We start from the raw sequence: 15,807 nt of genomic DNA, 5'->3' as shown, positions 1-15,807 counted from the left end.
CAGGCGCAGGCCGTGGTGGCGCGACCAGCGATCGGCCGGCCGTTGTCGAGCGCCAGATTGGTGCGGCTCGGGCTGGGTCGACGCGCCGCGATGCGATATTCGGCGCCCCGAGAGCGGCGCAGGCGCGACAATGACCCGGCGCCCGCGCGATGGCCGCGCAGGCCCACCGCCAGGAGAGATCATGACCCACGACACCACCGCTGCGCCGACGCCGCCGCGGCAGATGCGGCGGGTGGCGGCCGCCAGCGCCTTCGGCACCAGCATCGAGCTGTATGACTTCCTGATCTTCGGCCTGGCCGCCGGGCTGGTCTTCCCGCGGCTGTTCTTCCCCGAGTCCGAACCACTGATCGGTACGCTGCAGTCCTTCCTGGTCTTCGGCGCCGGCTTCGCCTCCCGCCCGCTCGGTGCCCTGGCCTTCGGCCACTTCGGCGACCGCTTCTCCCGCCGGACGATGCTGGTGGTCTCGCTCGTCGCCACCGGCGCCTGCACGGTGGCGATGGGGCTGCTGCCGACCTATGCCAGCGTCGGCGTACTCGCCCCGATCCTGCTCGTCGCCCTGCGGATCCTGCAGGGATTCTTCATGGGCGGCGAACAGGGCGGGGCATTCCTGATGGTCACCGAGCACGCCCCGGGCGGCCGCCGGGCCTTCTACGGAGCGTTCGTCACCGCCGGCTCGCCGATCGGGTCCATCCTCGGGATCGGCGCATTCCAGATCGTCTCCGCAGCCACCGGGCCGGCCTTCCTGGACTGGGGCTGGCGGGTCCCGTTCCTGGCCTCGGCGGTGCTGATCGCGGTGGGCATCTACGTGCGGCTCGGGGTCGCCGAAAGCCCGGTGTTCCGCAAGCTGGCGGCCGAATCGCGGGTGCGCCGGGTGCCGATCGCCGGCGTCTTCGCCACCGCCCTGCCGCTGGTGCTCGGCGGCATCCTGGTCAACCTCGGGTTCAACCTGTTCATCTTCATCATCAACTCCTTCACCGTCGCCTATGGCACGCAGCAGCTCGGCATGGGGCGTACCGACATCTTGATGAGCGGTCTGTGGGGCTCGGTCGGGATGATGATCACCGTGTTCGTGGCCGGCGCGCTCGCGGATCGTTTCGGGCTGGTCCGGGTGATGCTGATCGGCGCGATCTTCCAGGTTGCGTGGGCATTCCCGTACTTCTGGTTGATCGACACCCGCAACCTGGGGCTGCTCTATCTGGCGGTGATCATCGGCTACATCGGCCTGAGCTTCGTCTTCGGGCCGATGGCGGCCTACTACGTCAGCCTGTTCCGGCCGGAGTACCGCTACTCCGGGGTCGCCCTCTCCTACAACCTTGGCGCCGTGCTCGGCGGTGGCCTGTCGCCGTCGCTCGCGACCGCACTGCTGGCCGCGTTCGGCGGGGCCAGCGCGGGGATCTCGGTCTACATCGCCCTCGGCGGCGTGCTCTCGGCGATCGGCCTGTTGATCACCGCAAAGCAGGTACGCCGGGCCCGGATCGACGCCTGAGCAACCCGCAGCCGCGAACCGAACCGGCAGGTGCGGGCCGAGTATCGCTCGCGGGTGTCGGTTGGGCCCCGCAGGTGCCGGTTGGGCCCGCAGGTGCCGGTTGGGTTCGCGGATGGGCGGGCGTACCTGGATCCGCGGGCTGAGTCGGCAGGTGCGGGCTGAGTATCGCTCGCGGGTGCCGTTTGGGTTCGCGGGTGCCGGTTGGGTTCGCGGATGGGCGGGCGTACCTGGATCCGCGGGCTGAATCGGCAGGTTCGGGCTGAGTATCGCTCGCGGGTGCCGGTTGGGTTCGCGGGTGCGGGGGTACGCGGCGCCGGTGGCGGGTACGCCGATGCGGGAAGGGCCCGGCCCGAACGACGTCGGACCGGGCCCCTGCTCGGATGATTCACGCACCGATGATCATCAACCGGATTGCCACTCGCAGGATGATCGGCAACCGTTGATCAGTCCTGCACGGTGAACCGGATGGTGTCGGTGAACTGGCGACCGTAGGCGTCGGTGGCAACCACCTTCGCGCTGTGCGTACCCGGCTCGAGGTCGCTGCTCAGCGGCAGCCGCCACAGATGGCCGCTGGCCTGGGTGATGCTGCCCGAGGTGAGCAGGTTGCGGGTCGCGGCGAACGGATCGGAGTACTCCCAGCCCTGGTTCAGCGCCTCGCCCTTCCCCGGCTGGGTGTGCTTCGCCGCCACGGCGTCGCCACCGTCGACCGACACCTCAATCTTCGCCGCGGTCGATCCGGCGTAGAAGTCGGCGGTCAGCCAGGTCTCGTCGAGCTGATCGGCCGGCACCGCTCGCGGGTCGCCGAGGTTGGGCGCGTCGCCCTTCTTGCCGCCGTCGCGCCACGCCTTGGTCTGCTCGGCCCACTCCCGCCAGCGCGGCGAGTTCACGCCGAGCGCGAGCTGCAGGTCGTCTGCCTCACCGCGCACGGTGTAGCGCTCCCGCAGCTCGGTGCCGTCGATGTCGAGCGTCATCACCCCGGGGCGCGCGCCGTCGACCATGAACGCATAGGGCAGGCCCTGTTCGTCGAGGCCGCCCGAGTACCAATCGCCCGACACCGCGCCGGCGATCAACTGGTGCTGCGGCAATTCCTCGATCCCGGCCTCTGCCCACTCGGCGCGGCGATCGCCCGGCAGCAGGCTCTCCAGCGTGTGGGTGTGGCCGCCGATCACGGTGACCTCGCGGTCGCCGAGGACGTCATAGACCTCCTTGGCGTTGTCCAGCACGACCTGCCGGTGATCGACCAGCGGCGCGTGCGTGGCCAGCACCACCTTGCGATCGGCGGGCACCTTGGCCAGATCCTTGGCGAGCCAGTCGAGCTGGCGCTGGTCGACCTTCTCGGCGTACTTGCGGCTGCCGGGGGTCAGCGGGAACTCGATGCTGTCCAGCACGACGAAGTGGGTCTGCCCGACGTCGTAGGAGAAGTACGACGGGCCGATCTTCTCGCGGAACGTGTCCACGCGGTGCGACGGGTCGGGGGCGTCGTAGTCCATGTCGTGATTGCCCATCGCGGCGCGGATCGGGCCGTTGGACTCGCGGTAGATGTCCTTCAGCGCCGGATACAGCGACAGGTCGTCACCGACATTGTCGCCCAGCATCAAGATCCCGCAGCCGCCGTAGTCGCGGCGCTGCGCCAGATCGGCGACAGCGCCGTCGCGGGCGTACCCCACCTGGAGCATGTTGTAGACCTGCGTGTCGGACGCGATCGGACAGCTCTGCTCCGACAGCGCGGTCGCGTCGGACTTGGCCAGCGGGAAGTTCAGCGCCTTCGGGACCGGGCCGGTGGGGGCGATGCCGCCGTACTTCAGCGGGGGCGAGCCCTCGGGCAGGTGGTTGTAGGAGAACTGCGCGAACTGGAACTCGTCCACCGGCACCTGCCAGCCGGCGGGCTGGGTGACGAAGACGGTCATGTTGTCGAACACCGGCAGCGAGTAGCGGCCGTTGCGATCGGTGGTGACGACCTCGCGGCCGTTGGAGACGGTCACTCCGGCGATTCCGGGCTCGTTCGCGTTGCGCCGGGAGTCGAGGTTGGTGTCGTCGAAGACGGTGCCCTTGATCGTGCGCGGGTTTGCCGCGCCGCCGCGTACCACCTCGACCTCGCCGACGTAGGTGTCCGGCTCGACCACGGCCGGATCGGCGGGTGCGGGTGCCGCGTCGGCAGCGGAGGGTACGCCGAGCGCGGGGGACAGCGCCAGCGCCGCGAGCGCGGTGCCGGCAAGCGCTGTTCGGGCGCGCAGCGGCGACGGGTTCGGGTTGGGGGGCATGGTTTTCCTCGTAGTTGTTACTGCGGGTGATTACCGTTTTCGACACTAGGACCGGTGCGTGACGTCGAGGTGACAGCGAGACGAAGTCCGGAGGGCAACCGTCGGCCATGGTCACCCGGGGGAGAACGCGGTATAACCGAGCCATGACGTCGGCACAGCAAACGGTGGTGCGCTTCGACGCGCCGCTGGAGAGCGTGGGTACGCAGACCCTCGCGCGGCTACCGGCCGACGCGAGCGCCGAGCTGCCCTCGCGAGGACAGGTGAGTGTGGCCGGCACGCTCGGCGACCAGGAGTTCCGCACGGTCGTCGAGCCCGATGGCGAGCGCGGGCACTGGCTGCGGATCCCGGCCGAGTTGCAGCGGCGCGCCGGGGTGGGCCCGGGGGACCGGGCAACGTTCGAGCTCGTCCCGACCCGCGACTGGCCGGAACCGGACGTGCCCGGCGATCTCGCCGAGGCGCTGTCGGCGGCATCGCCCAAGGTCGCGGAGAAGTGGCGCGACATCACCTCGATGGCGCGCTGGGAGTGGGTGCGCTGGGTCAACGCCACCGCCAGCGCGAAGACCCGAGCGAGCAGGATCGAGAAGACCGTCGCCAAACTCGACGGCGAGCACCGGCGGCCGTGCTGCTTCAACCTCGCGGCGTGCACCGATCCCGAGGTTTCGCGGAGCGGGCGGCTGATCGGCCCCTGACCGGGCGGCGCGCATTCGTGGCCCGGGTCAGTCGCGCACGGTTCCCGACCCATGGCCCAGGATGCCGTCCAGCAACCAGCCGAGGCTCGTCTCGAAGAGGCGGCGTACCCGTGCGATCGACAGGGGCGCATCGGCATCGGTCCGGACCAGGGCCGCGGTGCCGATCGCGTGGGTGATCAGCGCGAGCCGGGCCTGATCGGGATCGGCGACGCCCGCCCGTGCCAGCAGGGCGTCCATGGCGACACCCAGGCGCACGGCGTTCGGTCCCCGCGATCCCTGCCGGGCAAGGAAGATCGGCACCAGCTCGGGGTGCCGCAGGAGCGTGCCGAAGCTCTGCTTCATGATCGTCGTCAGCCCGGCACGCGGGTCGGCCAACTTCCGCGGCGGCCGGATGCCCGCCAGCGACGCGTCCAGCACGGCGTCGAGCAGATCGTCCTTGTCCCGCACGTGGCTGTAGAGCGCATTGGGCGCGACGCCGAGCTCGCGGGCCACCGCCCGCATCGACACGCCCGGCCCGCCGCGCTCGGTGAGCAATCGCGAGGCCGTGCCGATCACGGCGGCGCGGGTCAGCCCGGCACGTTCGCCGGGTCCGCGAGAACTCGTCTCGGTGATCATGGACTTATTGTACGCCATCCAGTTATACTGGACAACGTACAGCTCATCGAGAGGGGCGAATCCATGGCCGCAACGGGACCACAGATCATCGAGGGCGTGGCGGGGGGCGTACCGTACCTGGCGCTCCCGCCGGCAACGCGCCGGGCGGATGCGCCGGTGGTGATCACCTGGCACCTGATGGATCCGCCGCGCTCGCCGGCCGCGATGGCCGCAGCGCTGCCGCTGGCCGGGCTCGACGCCTGGCGGATCCACCTGGAGCTTCCGATGACCGGTGCGCGGATGCCCGAGGGCGGACCGGAGGCGCTGATGGCGAAGGGCTTCGAGGACGCGGTGCTCAACCTGCAGGGGCCGATCGCCCAGCAGGGCAGCGCCGACCTGGCAGCCGCCTGGCCGGAGCTGGTCGACCAGCTCCGCCTGGGCGCGCCGCCGGTCGCGCTGCTCGGCGGGTCGATGGGTTCGACCGTGGCGCAGCTTGCGACCGCCGAGACGGCGCCCGGGCTGGGCATCGACCTGCGAGCGCTGGTCCTGGTCTCGCCCGCGGCACAGTTGCGCCCGGTCGTTGCGGCGATGAGCGCGGAGTTCGGGGTGGAGTACGCCTGGTCGCCGGCCTCGGAGGCCGTGGCGGACCGCCTGGACTTCGTCGCCCGGGCGGGAGAACTGGCGGCCGCGGTGCCGGCCGTACTGATCGCGGTGGGCGGCGCCGACCAGCCCGACGGCTTCGTCGCCCCGGCCCATGCGCTCGGAGAGGCGCTGACAGCCGCGGGTGCCGACGCGCGGGTGGTCGAGCTCCCCGGCGTCGCGCACGCGCTGGCCGAGGAGCCGGGGCTGGAGGCCGCGCCGCAGACCGACGCGGCGCGGGCGGTCGAGACCGAGGTCGAGCCCTGGCTGGCGGCGCGCCTTCGCTGATTCTTGGACCTGCGGGCCCGGTCAGGCGGGTGCGTCGCTGGGCGTACCCTCCTCGAACCGGGCCCGCCCGATCCGGTTGGCCGCCAGGGCGAACGCCACCGCGATCACCACAAAGATCCCCGCCAGTGCGACGAACCCCGCGATCGTGTGCCCATCCGCCGGGAACAGCAGCATCGTCAGCACCGCCGAGCCGACGAAGGCCACATTGAAGACCATGTCGTAGAGCACGAAGACGCGCCCCTTGTACTCGTCCTCGACATGGGCCTGGACCAAGGTGTCCACACCGATCTTCAGCGCCTGCGCGGCCAGCCCCAGCCCGAACGCCGCCACCACCAGCGTCGGCTCGGTGATGATCGAACCCGGCGCGAGCTGCAGCACGGCGGAGCTGATCAACATGAACGTGATGGTGTTCCGCAGCCCGATCCGGCGCGCCAGCACCGGCGTGACCGCCGCAGCCAGCAGGAATCCGGCACCGGTCGCGCCGACCCAGACGCCGAGCCCGGCCAGTGCCGGACCGACCTCGTCGACGCGGTGGAACCAGTTGCGGTAGAGCAAGATCACGCTCACGGTGATCATGCCGTACGCCAACCGCTGGGCGAAGATCGTCACCAGGCCAAGCCCGGCCGGCGAGCGCTCCCGCAGGTGCCGCACGGCATCGCCGAGGCCGACCAGCACCAGCCGGGCGCGTCCGGCCCACGAGCCGCTGCCCCGGCGTACCGTCCGATGATCGGGCCCCAGCGCGTCGCGGGGAATCCGCAGCGCCAGCACCACGCTGATCACGAAACCTCCGGTGCCCGCGGCGAAGATCAGCGCGTCGGCCTGCCAGGCCGGCATCGACGCCCCACCGACCAGCCGGATGGCGCCCGCGGTGCCCGCGCCGATCGCCGCGCCCACCGGGCCGACGACCGGCATCACCGAGCTCGCCAGTAGGTACTCGTCCCGATCGACCGTGTGGGTCAGTGCCGCCGACATCCCGGCCATCATGAACCGGTTGATGCTGAGCGCCAGCAGCGCCAGCACGAAGAACCCGGTCAGCGCGGCCGGCGTGCGCCCGCCGAGCAGCACCAGCGCGCACAGGCCGGCCGCGAGCAGGACGCGGATGAGATCGGTGATCACGAAGACCTGCCGCCGGTTCCAGGTGTCGAGCGCACCCGAGACGAACGGACCCACCAGCGAGAAGGGCAACAAGGTGACCGCCAGCACCGCCGCGATCGAGCCGGCATCGGGCTGATTGTTCGGCGAGAACAGCACATAGGTCGCGAGGCCCACCTGGAGCGCGGCGTCGCTGGCCTGGGTGGCGATCCGCAGCGCCAGCAGCCGCCGGAACAGCGGGTGCCGCCACAGCCGGCGCAGCGCGCGGGGGAAGTCCACCGGGCAAGCGTACGGGCGCCGCCGCGGGGGCCGACCACACCGCCGGTTCGGGGGCCCGGTCCGGCGCAACGAATTGGACACTATTCGAAACGACACGACACGGACCGCTGTTGCACGTGGGGCAGATCGCGATAGTGTTCCCGCGTTCCCGGATGGGCTCCCCCCCGAGGTCCATCCGGGAACCCTCACCTTGACGCGGGCTCGATTTCCGGGCCCCCGCAGACATGAACCGGCCCCGTCGCACGATGCGACGGGGCCGGTTTCGGTTCGGGCAGGGAATCAGTGGAAGTGGATCAGGATCTTCCACACGCTGGCGTCGACGGTGGAGCCGGCCGACAGCTTGTAGTTGGCCCGGAAGGTCTCGACGGCCTTCTGCGTGGCCGGGCCGAAGCTGCCGTCCACATCGACGGAGTAACCGTGCGCGTTCAGCTCGGTCTGCAGCGCCTTCACGGCGGCGCCCTTGGCGCCCGGCTTCAGCGTCGGGACCAACTTGGCCCAGGTGGCCGGCCCGACGATCCCGTCGTCGGTCAGGCCGTTGCGGGACTGGAAGGTCTTCACCGCGGCCTTGGTGGCGGGACCGTAGGAGCCGTCGACATCGACCTTGATCCCGGCCTGCTGCAGCGAGTACTGCGCAACCTTGACCCGGGTGGACTTCTCGCCGTAGGCGATCTGCTTCCAGTCATAGCTGACGGGCGTGTCGCCGTCGACCAGGCTCTTGGCCCGCTGCTCGAGCTCGCGCGCCTTCGACTCCGCCTCGTCGTAGCGATCCGGGAAGGCCGAGCGCTGCACGGCCTGGGCGATCCGGCCCGCGGACCAGCTCGGGTTGCTGGCCGCCTTCGGGATCGCCTGCTCGAGGAACTTGTTTGTCGCATAGGTGACGTCGCGGATCTGCTCGGCGGTGCCCCAGCCCTGCGACGGGCGCTGCTGGAAGACGCCGAGGGAGTCCCGGTCGCCGCAGTTCAGGTTGTTGGCGTGCGACTCGACCCACGCCGTCTCGTAGGTGGCCAGCCGCACCTTGGCGGAGGCCTTCTTGGCGTTCAGTGCCTGCTCCACCTTGATCAACACATTGTCGTCGGCCTTGGCGGGCACCGCGCAGCTCACCTCGGCGGGCAGCGGGGCCGCGGGGGCCGGTGCGGCGTACGCGGTGCCGGTCAGCGGCGCCAGCAGCCCCGCGGTGGCGCCCGCGGCCAGGGCGAGGCCCGCGAGTCCGCGTACCGGACGGATGCTCGTGTTCTTCATGATCGTTCTCCTTCGGTCGGTTCTCTTGGGTCGGTTCTTCGGGGGTCGGGTCGGTCTTCGGTGGGGAGTCGGCTACGCCGGGATCAGCCGACGGCGGGCTGCTTGGTGTCGAAGTGCCACGGCTCGGAGGAGACGGTCCACTTGAACCCGTACTTCTGGCCATTGGCGCGCAGCCACTTGTGCGCGGCGCTGCCCCAGCCGCTGTTCTTCACATCGATCGCGAGGCCGTACTCGTGGATCGAGGTGCCCGGCTTGGCGGTGTTCGGCGAGCAGCTCGACGCCGGCATCTGGTAGATGGCGTACTCGCTCGTTCCGCAGTGCTTCTTGCGCAGCGCGATCTGCTCGTCGCGGCTGCGCCAGGAGCTGTTGCTGGACAGCGTCACGCCGTCGCGGGCCGCGGCGTCGACCATCGCGTTGACGCTCGGCACCAGGCAGGAGGCGACGCGGAAGTTGCCCTTGGCGACGCCGGTCCGCTCCTTGCCGATGCCCCCGCTGATCGAGTCCGAGCACTTCTTCCAGTCGCCGACGGCGGCCTTCGCGCCGAACAGGTACGCCCAGGTGGTGGCGTCGACCTTGCCGGTCTGGCTGACGCCGACCTTGGACTGGAAGGCCTTGACGTACTTCTCGGTGGTCGGGCCGAACGATCCGTCGATGTCGAGGGAGTAGCCGACCTTGGACAGCAGCGTCTGCACGGCCTTGGTGGTGTTCTTGTTGGGCGAGTTGGGGAAGCCGGTGGTCGAGGTCAGCGACTTCATCGTCTCCGGCCCGGCGGAGCCGTCGACCTGCAGGCCCTTCTTCTTCTGGTAGGTCGTCACGGACTCGGTGGTCTTCGGGCCGTAGGAGCCGTCGGCGTCGGTGGGTACGCCCCACGCGCTGAGCAGGTACTGCAGGGCGGTGATGTTGGATGCGTCGGACCGGGCGCTGACCGACGGGGTCGGCGCGCTGGCCCGCTGGGTCTGGCCGCTGTCGCTGGTCGAGTCGTCGACGGGCGCGGCGTGGGCGGCCTGGGCGCCCAGGGCGAGCAGGGGAGCGGCGAGCAGTGGGACGGCTGCCGCGGCGGCCTTGCGGAAGGCGTTCATCGGGTTCTCCTGGTGGGTGGTGCCGGGGTGTTGCGTACCGGCCGATGGCTCCACTCCAGCGGCGGCGGGCCGCGTCCGGGAACTGCCGGAACGTCCGGACACCCGTCCGGCGCGGACCGGACGCGTCCGGCTAGGGTGTCCGCGTGCAACCGGCCGAGGTGTTTGCGAAGCGGTTGAAGGGCGCTGTGCGCGGGCACAGCGTGCGTCGCCTGGCGAAGGAATCCGGGTGGGGCCGCTCGACCGTGCACGACTGGCTCTCGGGTACGCGGGTCCCAAGCGCGGAACAGGTCGACGACCTGCTGGAGGCGGCCGAAGTGCCGCCGCAGGCCAGGTCGGAGGTGCACCGGTTGCGCGACGAGGCGAGCAGTCAGGCGGGCTCGCCCGGCAGCGCGGCCGCGGCACCGGCCACGGCCGCCGCGAACGGAGGCCCGGTCCTCTCACATGTTGAGATGCCGGCGCCCGAGGCGACGGCGCCGGACGACGAACCCGCAGCCGGGCTCGCAGTCGCCCCGGGCGCGTCGCCGGCGACGCCCGGCTCGCCCGAGCCGCCGGCGCCCGCGCGATCGGCCGGGCCGAGCGGCCGGCCGGTCCTGCTGGTGGCGGTCGCCCTGCTCGGGGCGCTGCTGATCGCCGGCGCGGCGTTCTGGCTGGGCCAGCGCGTGGGGCGCGGCGGCGTCGATGCGGCCAGCCCGGAGCTGGTGCCGGCCCGGATCGCGAACACCCAGGACCGCGGCGTGGTCGGGCGCGCGCTGCCCACCCGCGAGTCCGACCATCTGGCGTCGTTCTTCAACGACGAAACCGTGTTCGTGGTCTGCCTGCTGCCGAACGGCGAGCCGATCACCGACGACAAGATGGGTCAGACGCGTACCGTCTGGGCCCTGCTCAGCAACGGCGTGTGGATCAACGACCTCTATCTCGATCTGGACCGGAGCTGGGGCCCGCCGGGCGCCCCGCCGCCCCCGCTGCGCTTCTGCCGCTGAGCGCCCCGGCAAGCAGATGCGGCCATGACCGCAACCTGCCAGTTCCGTGGTCCCGACGGCGTCGGCGGCTCGGCTAGCGTCCGTGACTCACGACCTTCGGAAGAAGGCTGTGGACAACCGGGGGAATCGCTTCCAATCGGCATGCGCCGATCTGTTGACTGGCTCTCGTGGTGCACAGCCGAGAGGGAGCCATGACGGTCGACGAACGCAGCCGGACGCCGGCGCGGGCCAGCGCGCCTGCCGAGCAATCGTTCGCGGATCCGTTCCAGGTACGCCCGGCGCAACCCCCGCTGCGGCCCCGGCGCCGGCCCAAGCTGATCGCGGCTGGCGTGCTGGCCGTCTGTCTCGGCGGCCTCGCCGGCGCCGCGATCCACCTGCAGTCGATCGACCAGACGCCGGTGATCATGGTCACCCGGGCGGTGGCGCGGGGCGAGGTGATCGAGGCGGCCGATCTCGGCACCGTCGGCATCGGCGCGGCGCCGGGGCTGGCCACCGTGCCCGCGGCAGAGCTGGAATCCCTGATCGGCCAGACCGCACGGATCGACCTGGCCGCGGGCTCGGTGCTGCCGGCCGGCGCCGTCGGCGCGGACCCGCTGCCGGAGGGCTTCTCCCGGGTCGGGCTGCGGCTACCGGCCGGGCGCCTGCCGACCAGCCCGCTGCCGCCGGGCGAGCCCGTCTCCCTGGTCCCGGTGCAGCCGACCAGCGGCGAGAACGACGACAAGCTCGCCGGGATCGGGCCCGTGGCGGCGACCATCGCCGCCTCGCCCGAGCTGGCGCCGGACCAGTCGGCCTGGCTGGTCGATGTCAGCGTACCGACCGGTGACGCGCGGCTGGTCACCGAACTGGCCGCCACCGACCGGATCGCGTTGGTCCACGAGGCCGGCTGATGGGCATCGTGTTGCTGACCGCCGCCGCCGGCTCGCCCGGCGTGACGACCAGCGCGCTCGGCCTCGCGCTGCTGTGGCCCGGCGACACGGTTCTCGTCGACGTCGATCCGCATCCGAGTCAGGCGGTGCTCGCGGGCTATCTGCAGGGATCCGACGGCGCCGGTCGCGGGATCGCCGCGCTCGCCGGCGCCCAGCGGCAGCCGCAACCGGCGGACCTGCTGGCGCACTGCCTCCCGCTGACCACCGAGACCAGTCCGCAGCGCGTCTTCCTGCCGGGCTTCAGCCGGCCCGGTTCGCAGCACGCCCTGGCGGGGGCGCTGCCGGGGGTCGGCCAGGCGCTGCGCGACATCGACGCCGGCGGCAGTCAGGTGATCATGGATGCCGGCCGGTTCGGCCACGAGGGGCCGCCGCGGGACCTGCTCGGCGTCGCGACGACCGTGCTGGTCCTGACCCGGAGCACCCTGCGCGCGCTGGCCGCGCTGCGGTTGCACCTGAGCATGATCAACCAGCTCGCCGCCCATGCCCGGGTCGGGCTGGTGCTGATCGGCGAGGGACAGCCCTACACCTCGGGCGAGATCGCGGCACAGTTCGCGGTGCCCGTGCTCGGCAGCGTCGTCGATGACGCGGCCGGCGCGGCCGTGCTGTCCGAGGGCGGTCCGGTGCCGCGCCGCTTCGCCCACGGCCGGTACGCCCGATCGCTGCGGGTGCTGGCCGAGCAGCTCGCCGACCGCGATCCGGGCGGCGCGCGGGCCTACCCCTCGGCGGTGGCCGGATGAACCGCCCACTGGACTCCGTCGCCCTCTTCCGCACGCCGACCACGGTGCCCGGGGTGGAGACGGTGTTCGCGCGGGATCGGGTTCCGCGCCCGCCCGGCCGGATCGACTGGGCGCTGGTCGTCGAGCTGCGTCGGCGTGCCGCACAGGAGATCACCGACCGGACCAGGGTCGCCGACGCCGGCGCCGACCGGGCGTTGACCGAGGACGATCGGCGCCAGCTCGGCGCGTCGGTGATCCGCGCGGTGGTCCGCGACCATGCCGAGCAGCGCAGTTATCTCGGCGAGGAGCTGTGGAGCGCGGCCGAGGAGGATGCCTATGTCGCGGCGCTGACCGATGCGATCTTCGGCTACGGCCGGCTGCAGCCGCTGTTCGAGATCCCGGGCGCGGAGAACATCGAGCTGAACGGCGCCGATTCGGTGATGGTGCAGTACGGCGACGGGCGGCGCGAGGCGCTGCCGCCCGTGGCCGACAGCGATGCCGAGCTGGTCGAGGCGATCCGCTTCCTCGGCGAACAGGCCACCCCGAGCCGGCCCTTCGACGACGCCCACCCGACGATGACCCTGGCCCTGGGTGATCGCTTCCGGTTGCACGCCATCGGCTTCGGCCTGGCGTACCGGCCGTCGATCACGATCCGCCAGCACACGCTGACCGAGGTCACGCTGGAGGAGCTGGCGGCCGGCGGGATGATGACGCCACAGGTCGCGGAGTTCCTGCGGCTGGCGGTGCTGGCCCGCAAGTCGATGGTGATCAGCGGTGATCAGGGCGCCGGCAAGACGACCCTGCTGCGGGCGTTGATCAACGCGATCCCGCCGACCGAACGCTTCGGCACGCTGGAGACGGACTACGAGTTGCTCACCCATCTGCGACCGGAGCGGCACAATGTCGTCGCCCTGCAGGCCCGGGTGGGGATCGGCGAACAGCTCGACGGTCGCCGGCTGGGCGAGGTCACGGTCGCGGACCTGATGCCGGAGGCGCTGCGGCAGAACCTGTCGCGGATCGTCGTGGGCGAGGTACGCGGGGCCGAGGCCGGCGCGATGTTCGAGGCGATGACGGCGGGCGCCGGGACATTGAGCACGACCCACTCCCACTCGGCGGCCTCGACCATGGACCGGCTCGCCTCGCGGGTCGCCCAGGGCGGCGTCGTCGGGATCGACGAGGCGTACCGCCAGATCGCCCACAACGTGTCCTTGCTGATCCACGTCCAGTTGATCGACGACACCTGGCGCGGCGGCGCCCGGCACCGGTTCATCTCCGAGATCCGACAGGTCACCGGCGCCATCGACGGCGACCGGCCCGCGACCCACCTGACCTGGCTGGCCCGCGGGACCGGCGCCGACGGGGCCGGCTTCAGCCCGGACCCGTCGCTGCTCGCCGAGCTGGCGCCCTACCGGGGTGGAGGCCCGGCATGAGCGCGGTGCTGGTCGGCGTTTGCGGCGCGTTGGTGGCCGCCGGACTGGTGGCGGTGATCGCCGGTCTGCGGCGTACCCACATCGCACCCCCGGCCCAGCGGCTGAGCCTCGAGCAGCGCTGGGCCCGGGCCACCCGACGTCCGCCCGGGGCCGCGGGCCGACGCCGCGATCGGCTGCTGGGCGCGGGCCTGCTGCTCGGGCTGGTGGTCTTCGCGATCACGGGCTGGGTGCTCGCCGTGCCGCTGATCCCGCTGGTGGTGTTGGTGGTGCCGTACCTGTTGGGTACGCCGGCGCAGCGCGACATCATCATGATGGAGGCCCTCGATCGCTGGGTCCGGACCCTGGCCACGCTGATCCCGACGGGCAAATCGGTGGTCGATGCCGTCCGCGCCGGTCGCCGCCAGGTGCCCGAGGCGATCGCGCCGGAGGTGGAGCGGCTGATCGGCCGGCTCGACGACCGTTGGGCGCCGGAGGCCGCGCTGCGGGCGATGGCCGACGATCTGGACAGCCCGGACGCCGATTCCGTCGTCGCCGCCCTGATGCTGGCGACCCGGCGGGGCGGGACGGGCGCGACCGCCACCCTGAAGGCGCTCTCGGACAGCATCCAGGACCGGCTGCGGGCCCGCCGCGAGATCGAGGCCGAGCGCGCGAAGCCCCGCGTGGTGGTGCGCCAGGTGACCATGATCACGCTGATCGTGTTGGGCGCGTCGCTGTTGTTCGGGCGCGACTTCCTCGCCCCCTATGCCACCCAGATCGGCCAGTTGATCTTCGCCGGACTGGTGGCCGCCTATCTCGGCTCGATGGTGATGTTGCGCCGGCTGACCAATCCGCCGCGTCGCGACCGGATCCTGGTCCGGCGCGGCGCCGACCGCGAGGCGGTGAGCGCACCGTGACGACGACCCTGGGCCTGATCGTGCTCTGCGGCGCCGTGGTCGCAGCGGGTGGCTGGCTGTTGTTGCGCGGCCTGGTCCCGGCCCAGCCGAGGCTCGGTGATGTCCTCGCCCGGCTGGACGATGCCCCGCTCGCCCGCGCGGAGGCACCGGCCTCGGCCGAGGCGGAGAGCCGCTCCGCGCGGCTGGGTGGCTGGTTGCACCGCCGTGGCTGGCTGCCGCTCGGCGAGGGCCAGCGCAGGATGCTGGAGTTGCAGGGCAAGACGATCGCCGAGTACGGGGCAGACAAACTGATCATGGCGGGCCTGGGTCTGGTCACGCCGGTGATCGTCGGCGCGTTGCTGGGCTCGATGCTGGGCTGGGCCGCTCCGGTGCCGGTGGCCGCCGGGATCGTCGGCGCGGTGGTCGGCTGGTTCGTCCCGGATCTGCTGCTGCGGCGTGGGGCGGCGGTCGCCCGGGCGGGTGCCGGTGAGGCCCTGTTCACCTTCTTCGATCTGGTCGTCCTGGAGCGGATGGCCAATCTGTCGGCGACCCAGGCGGTGACGACGGCGGCGGCGGTGTCCGACGCACCGTTGTTCGACCGCGTCCGGACGGCGCTGAGCCGGGCACGGTTGCAGCAGCAGGCACCGTGGGACGAGTTGCGCCGCCTCGCGAACCGGCTGAACCTGCCCGAGCTGGGCGACATCGCCGACGTCATGCAGCTCGACGAGTCCGGTGCGGCCTTGACCGAGACGCTGCGTGCGCGGGTACGCGAGCTGCGCGATGCCCATCTCACCGTGTCCCGGATCGCGGCACACGAAGTGTCGGAGCGGATGACGGTCTACATGGTGCTGCCCGCGATGATCTTCGGCCTGATCTTCCTCACCCCGCCGCTGATGCGGCTCGTCGGGTTGGCGTGAACGATGCCTGCTCCCGCCCGACCCCTGCACCGACCGGTCGATCGCCGCAACGCCCATCACCGGACCATCCACCGCACGAACGACGAAGGGAACCGACATGATCGACAAGACCAGGCAGTTGCTGACGCTGATGCTGGTGCTCTGCACCACCCCGGCGCCCCGGCGAGACGAGCGCGGGCTCTCCCAGTCCACGGAGAATGCCATCCTGCTGGCCGGCGCCGTCACCATCGCCACCCTGGTGATCACCGCGGTCTACGCCTACGTGAACGGCCGGATGCCCAAGTAGCGCAAGGGACTCGGACCTCCGCACCGGAGGATCG

The 15,807-nt window shown here is 71.7% G+C and carries 15 protein-coding genes; 10 read left to right on the top strand and 5 right to left on the bottom strand.

Annotated elements, in window-relative coordinates; translation table 11 throughout:
* Window positions 1-181 precede the first annotated feature (181 nt).
* Window positions 182-1,486: an MFS transporter gene (locus tag ACXDC7_RS02610; protein ID WP_459221091.1), complete on the top strand. Its 1,305-nt coding sequence runs from the start codon at window positions 182-184 to the stop codon at window positions 1,484-1,486.
* Window positions 1,487-1,929: 443 nt separating this feature from the next.
* Here ACXDC7_RS02610 and ACXDC7_RS02605 read toward each other — a convergent pair whose 3' ends face one another.
* Window positions 1,930-3,747 (bottom strand): calcineurin-like phosphoesterase C-terminal domain-containing protein, encoded by a 1,818-nt coding sequence (locus ACXDC7_RS02605; RefSeq protein ID WP_459221090.1) that lies wholly within the window; start codon window positions 3,745-3,747, stop codon window positions 1,930-1,932.
* A 143-nt stretch (window positions 3,748-3,890) separates the two neighbouring features.
* On the opposite strand from ACXDC7_RS02605, the gene ACXDC7_RS02600 reads away from it, so the two are divergent.
* Complete coding sequence (locus ACXDC7_RS02600; RefSeq protein ID WP_179444955.1) at window positions 3,891-4,436, top strand: YdeI/OmpD-associated family protein; 546 nt, start codon at window positions 3,891-3,893, stop codon at window positions 4,434-4,436.
* A gap of 27 nt (window positions 4,437-4,463) precedes the next feature.
* Here ACXDC7_RS02600 and ACXDC7_RS02595 read toward each other — a convergent pair whose 3' ends face one another.
* Complete coding sequence (locus ACXDC7_RS02595) at window positions 4,464-5,051, bottom strand: TetR/AcrR family transcriptional regulator (protein WP_179444956.1); 588 nt, start codon at window positions 5,049-5,051, stop codon at window positions 4,464-4,466.
* A 63-nt stretch (window positions 5,052-5,114) separates the two neighbouring features.
* Between ACXDC7_RS02595 and ACXDC7_RS02590 the strand changes: the two genes are divergently transcribed.
* On the top strand, window positions 5,115-5,957 hold the full coding sequence (locus ACXDC7_RS02590; protein ID WP_459221089.1) for an alpha/beta hydrolase family protein: 843 nt from the start codon (window positions 5,115-5,117) through the stop codon (window positions 5,955-5,957).
* Window positions 5,958-5,978: 21 nt separating this feature from the next.
* On the opposite strand, the gene ACXDC7_RS02585 is transcribed toward ACXDC7_RS02590, so the two are convergent.
* The 3 genes from ACXDC7_RS02585 to ACXDC7_RS02575 all read right to left on the bottom strand — a co-directional run bounded on the left by ACXDC7_RS02585 (window position 5,979) and on the right by ACXDC7_RS02575 (window position 9,646).
* On the bottom strand, window positions 5,979-7,328 hold the full coding sequence (locus ACXDC7_RS02585; RefSeq protein WP_459221088.1) for an MFS transporter: 1,350 nt from the start codon (window positions 7,326-7,328) through the stop codon (window positions 5,979-5,981).
* A 279-nt stretch (window positions 7,329-7,607) separates the two neighbouring features.
* Window positions 7,608-8,567 carry a peptidoglycan-binding domain-containing protein gene (locus tag ACXDC7_RS02580; protein ID WP_179444959.1) on the bottom strand — a complete coding sequence of 320 codons (960 nt, stop codon included), beginning with the start codon at window positions 8,565-8,567 and terminating at the stop codon, window positions 7,608-7,610.
* An 83-nt stretch (window positions 8,568-8,650) separates the two neighbouring features.
* A complete protein-coding gene (locus ACXDC7_RS02575) occupies window positions 8,651-9,646 on the bottom strand; it encodes a peptidoglycan-binding protein (protein WP_179444960.1) in 996 nt (331 codons plus the stop codon).
* A gap of 143 nt (window positions 9,647-9,789) precedes the next feature.
* Here ACXDC7_RS02575 and ACXDC7_RS02570 point away from each other — a divergent pair, with 143 nt between their 5' ends.
* The 7 genes from ACXDC7_RS02570 (at window position 9,790) to ACXDC7_RS02540 (ending at window position 15,773) form a co-directional block, all read left to right on the top strand.
* Complete coding sequence (locus tag ACXDC7_RS02570; protein WP_459221087.1) at window positions 9,790-10,626, top strand: helix-turn-helix domain-containing protein; 837 nt, start codon at window positions 9,790-9,792, stop codon at window positions 10,624-10,626.
* A 191-nt stretch (window positions 10,627-10,817) separates the two neighbouring features.
* Complete coding sequence (locus tag ACXDC7_RS02565; RefSeq protein WP_459221086.1) at window positions 10,818-11,513, top strand: SAF domain-containing protein; 696 nt, start codon at window positions 10,818-10,820, stop codon at window positions 11,511-11,513.
* Complete coding sequence (locus ACXDC7_RS02560; protein WP_459221085.1) at window positions 11,513-12,289, top strand: hypothetical protein; 777 nt, start codon at window positions 11,513-11,515, stop codon at window positions 12,287-12,289. Before ACXDC7_RS02565 ends, ACXDC7_RS02560 begins: the two co-directional genes overlap by 1 nt.
* Entirely contained in the window at window positions 12,286-13,698 is a 1,413-nt protein-coding gene (locus ACXDC7_RS02555; protein ID WP_459221084.1) for a CpaF family protein, read from the top strand. Before ACXDC7_RS02560 ends, ACXDC7_RS02555 begins: the two co-directional genes overlap by 4 nt.
* Window positions 13,695-14,591, top strand: coding sequence for a type II secretion system F family protein (locus tag ACXDC7_RS02550; RefSeq protein WP_459221083.1), 897 nt, complete (start codon window positions 13,695-13,697; stop codon window positions 14,589-14,591). Before ACXDC7_RS02555 ends, ACXDC7_RS02550 begins: the two co-directional genes overlap by 4 nt.
* Window positions 14,588-15,487 carry a hypothetical protein gene (locus tag ACXDC7_RS02545; protein ID WP_179444966.1) on the top strand — a complete coding sequence of 300 codons (900 nt, stop codon included), beginning with the start codon at window positions 14,588-14,590 and terminating at the stop codon, window positions 15,485-15,487. Before ACXDC7_RS02550 ends, ACXDC7_RS02545 begins: the two co-directional genes overlap by 4 nt.
* 97 nt (window positions 15,488-15,584) lie before the next feature.
* Window positions 15,585-15,773, top strand: coding sequence for a hypothetical protein (locus ACXDC7_RS02540; RefSeq protein WP_179444967.1), 189 nt, complete (start codon window positions 15,585-15,587; stop codon window positions 15,771-15,773).
* The last annotated feature ends 34 nt before the right edge of the window (window positions 15,774-15,807 follow it).

The sequence above is a fragment of the Naumannella huperziae genome, assembly GCF_054073625.1.
This window is presented reverse-complemented; position numbering and strand designations above follow the sequence as displayed.

Coding starts and splice junctions, on each gene's coding strand:
- ACXDC7_RS02550 (WP_459221083.1), top strand. CDS start 13,695: ATGAGCGCGGTGCTGGTCGGCGTTTGCGGCGCGTTGGTGGCCGCCGGA.
- ACXDC7_RS02565 (WP_459221086.1), top strand. CDS start 10,818: ATGACGGTCGACGAACGCAGCCGGACGCCGGCGCGGGCCAGCGCGCCT.
- ACXDC7_RS02605 (WP_459221090.1), bottom strand. CDS start 3,747: ATGCCCCCCAACCCGAACCCGTCGCCGCTGCGCGCCCGAACAGCGCTT.
- ACXDC7_RS02595 (WP_179444956.1), bottom strand. CDS start 5,051: ATGATCACCGAGACGAGTTCTCGCGGACCCGGCGAACGTGCCGGGCTG.
- ACXDC7_RS02575 (WP_179444960.1), bottom strand. CDS start 9,646: ATGAACGCCTTCCGCAAGGCCGCCGCGGCAGCCGTCCCACTGCTCGCC.
- ACXDC7_RS02590 (WP_459221089.1), top strand. CDS start 5,115: ATGGCCGCAACGGGACCACAGATCATCGAGGGCGTGGCGGGGGGCGTA.
- ACXDC7_RS02580 (WP_179444959.1), bottom strand. CDS start 8,567: ATGAAGAACACGAGCATCCGTCCGGTACGCGGACTCGCGGGCCTCGCC.
- ACXDC7_RS02610 (WP_459221091.1), top strand. CDS start 182: ATGACCCACGACACCACCGCTGCGCCGACGCCGCCGCGGCAGATGCGG.
- ACXDC7_RS02540 (WP_179444967.1), top strand. CDS start 15,585: ATGATCGACAAGACCAGGCAGTTGCTGACGCTGATGCTGGTGCTCTGC.
- ACXDC7_RS02600 (WP_179444955.1), top strand. CDS start 3,891: ATGACGTCGGCACAGCAAACGGTGGTGCGCTTCGACGCGCCGCTGGAG.
- ACXDC7_RS02560 (WP_459221085.1), top strand. CDS start 11,513: ATGGGCATCGTGTTGCTGACCGCCGCCGCCGGCTCGCCCGGCGTGACG.
- ACXDC7_RS02555 (WP_459221084.1), top strand. CDS start 12,286: ATGAACCGCCCACTGGACTCCGTCGCCCTCTTCCGCACGCCGACCACG.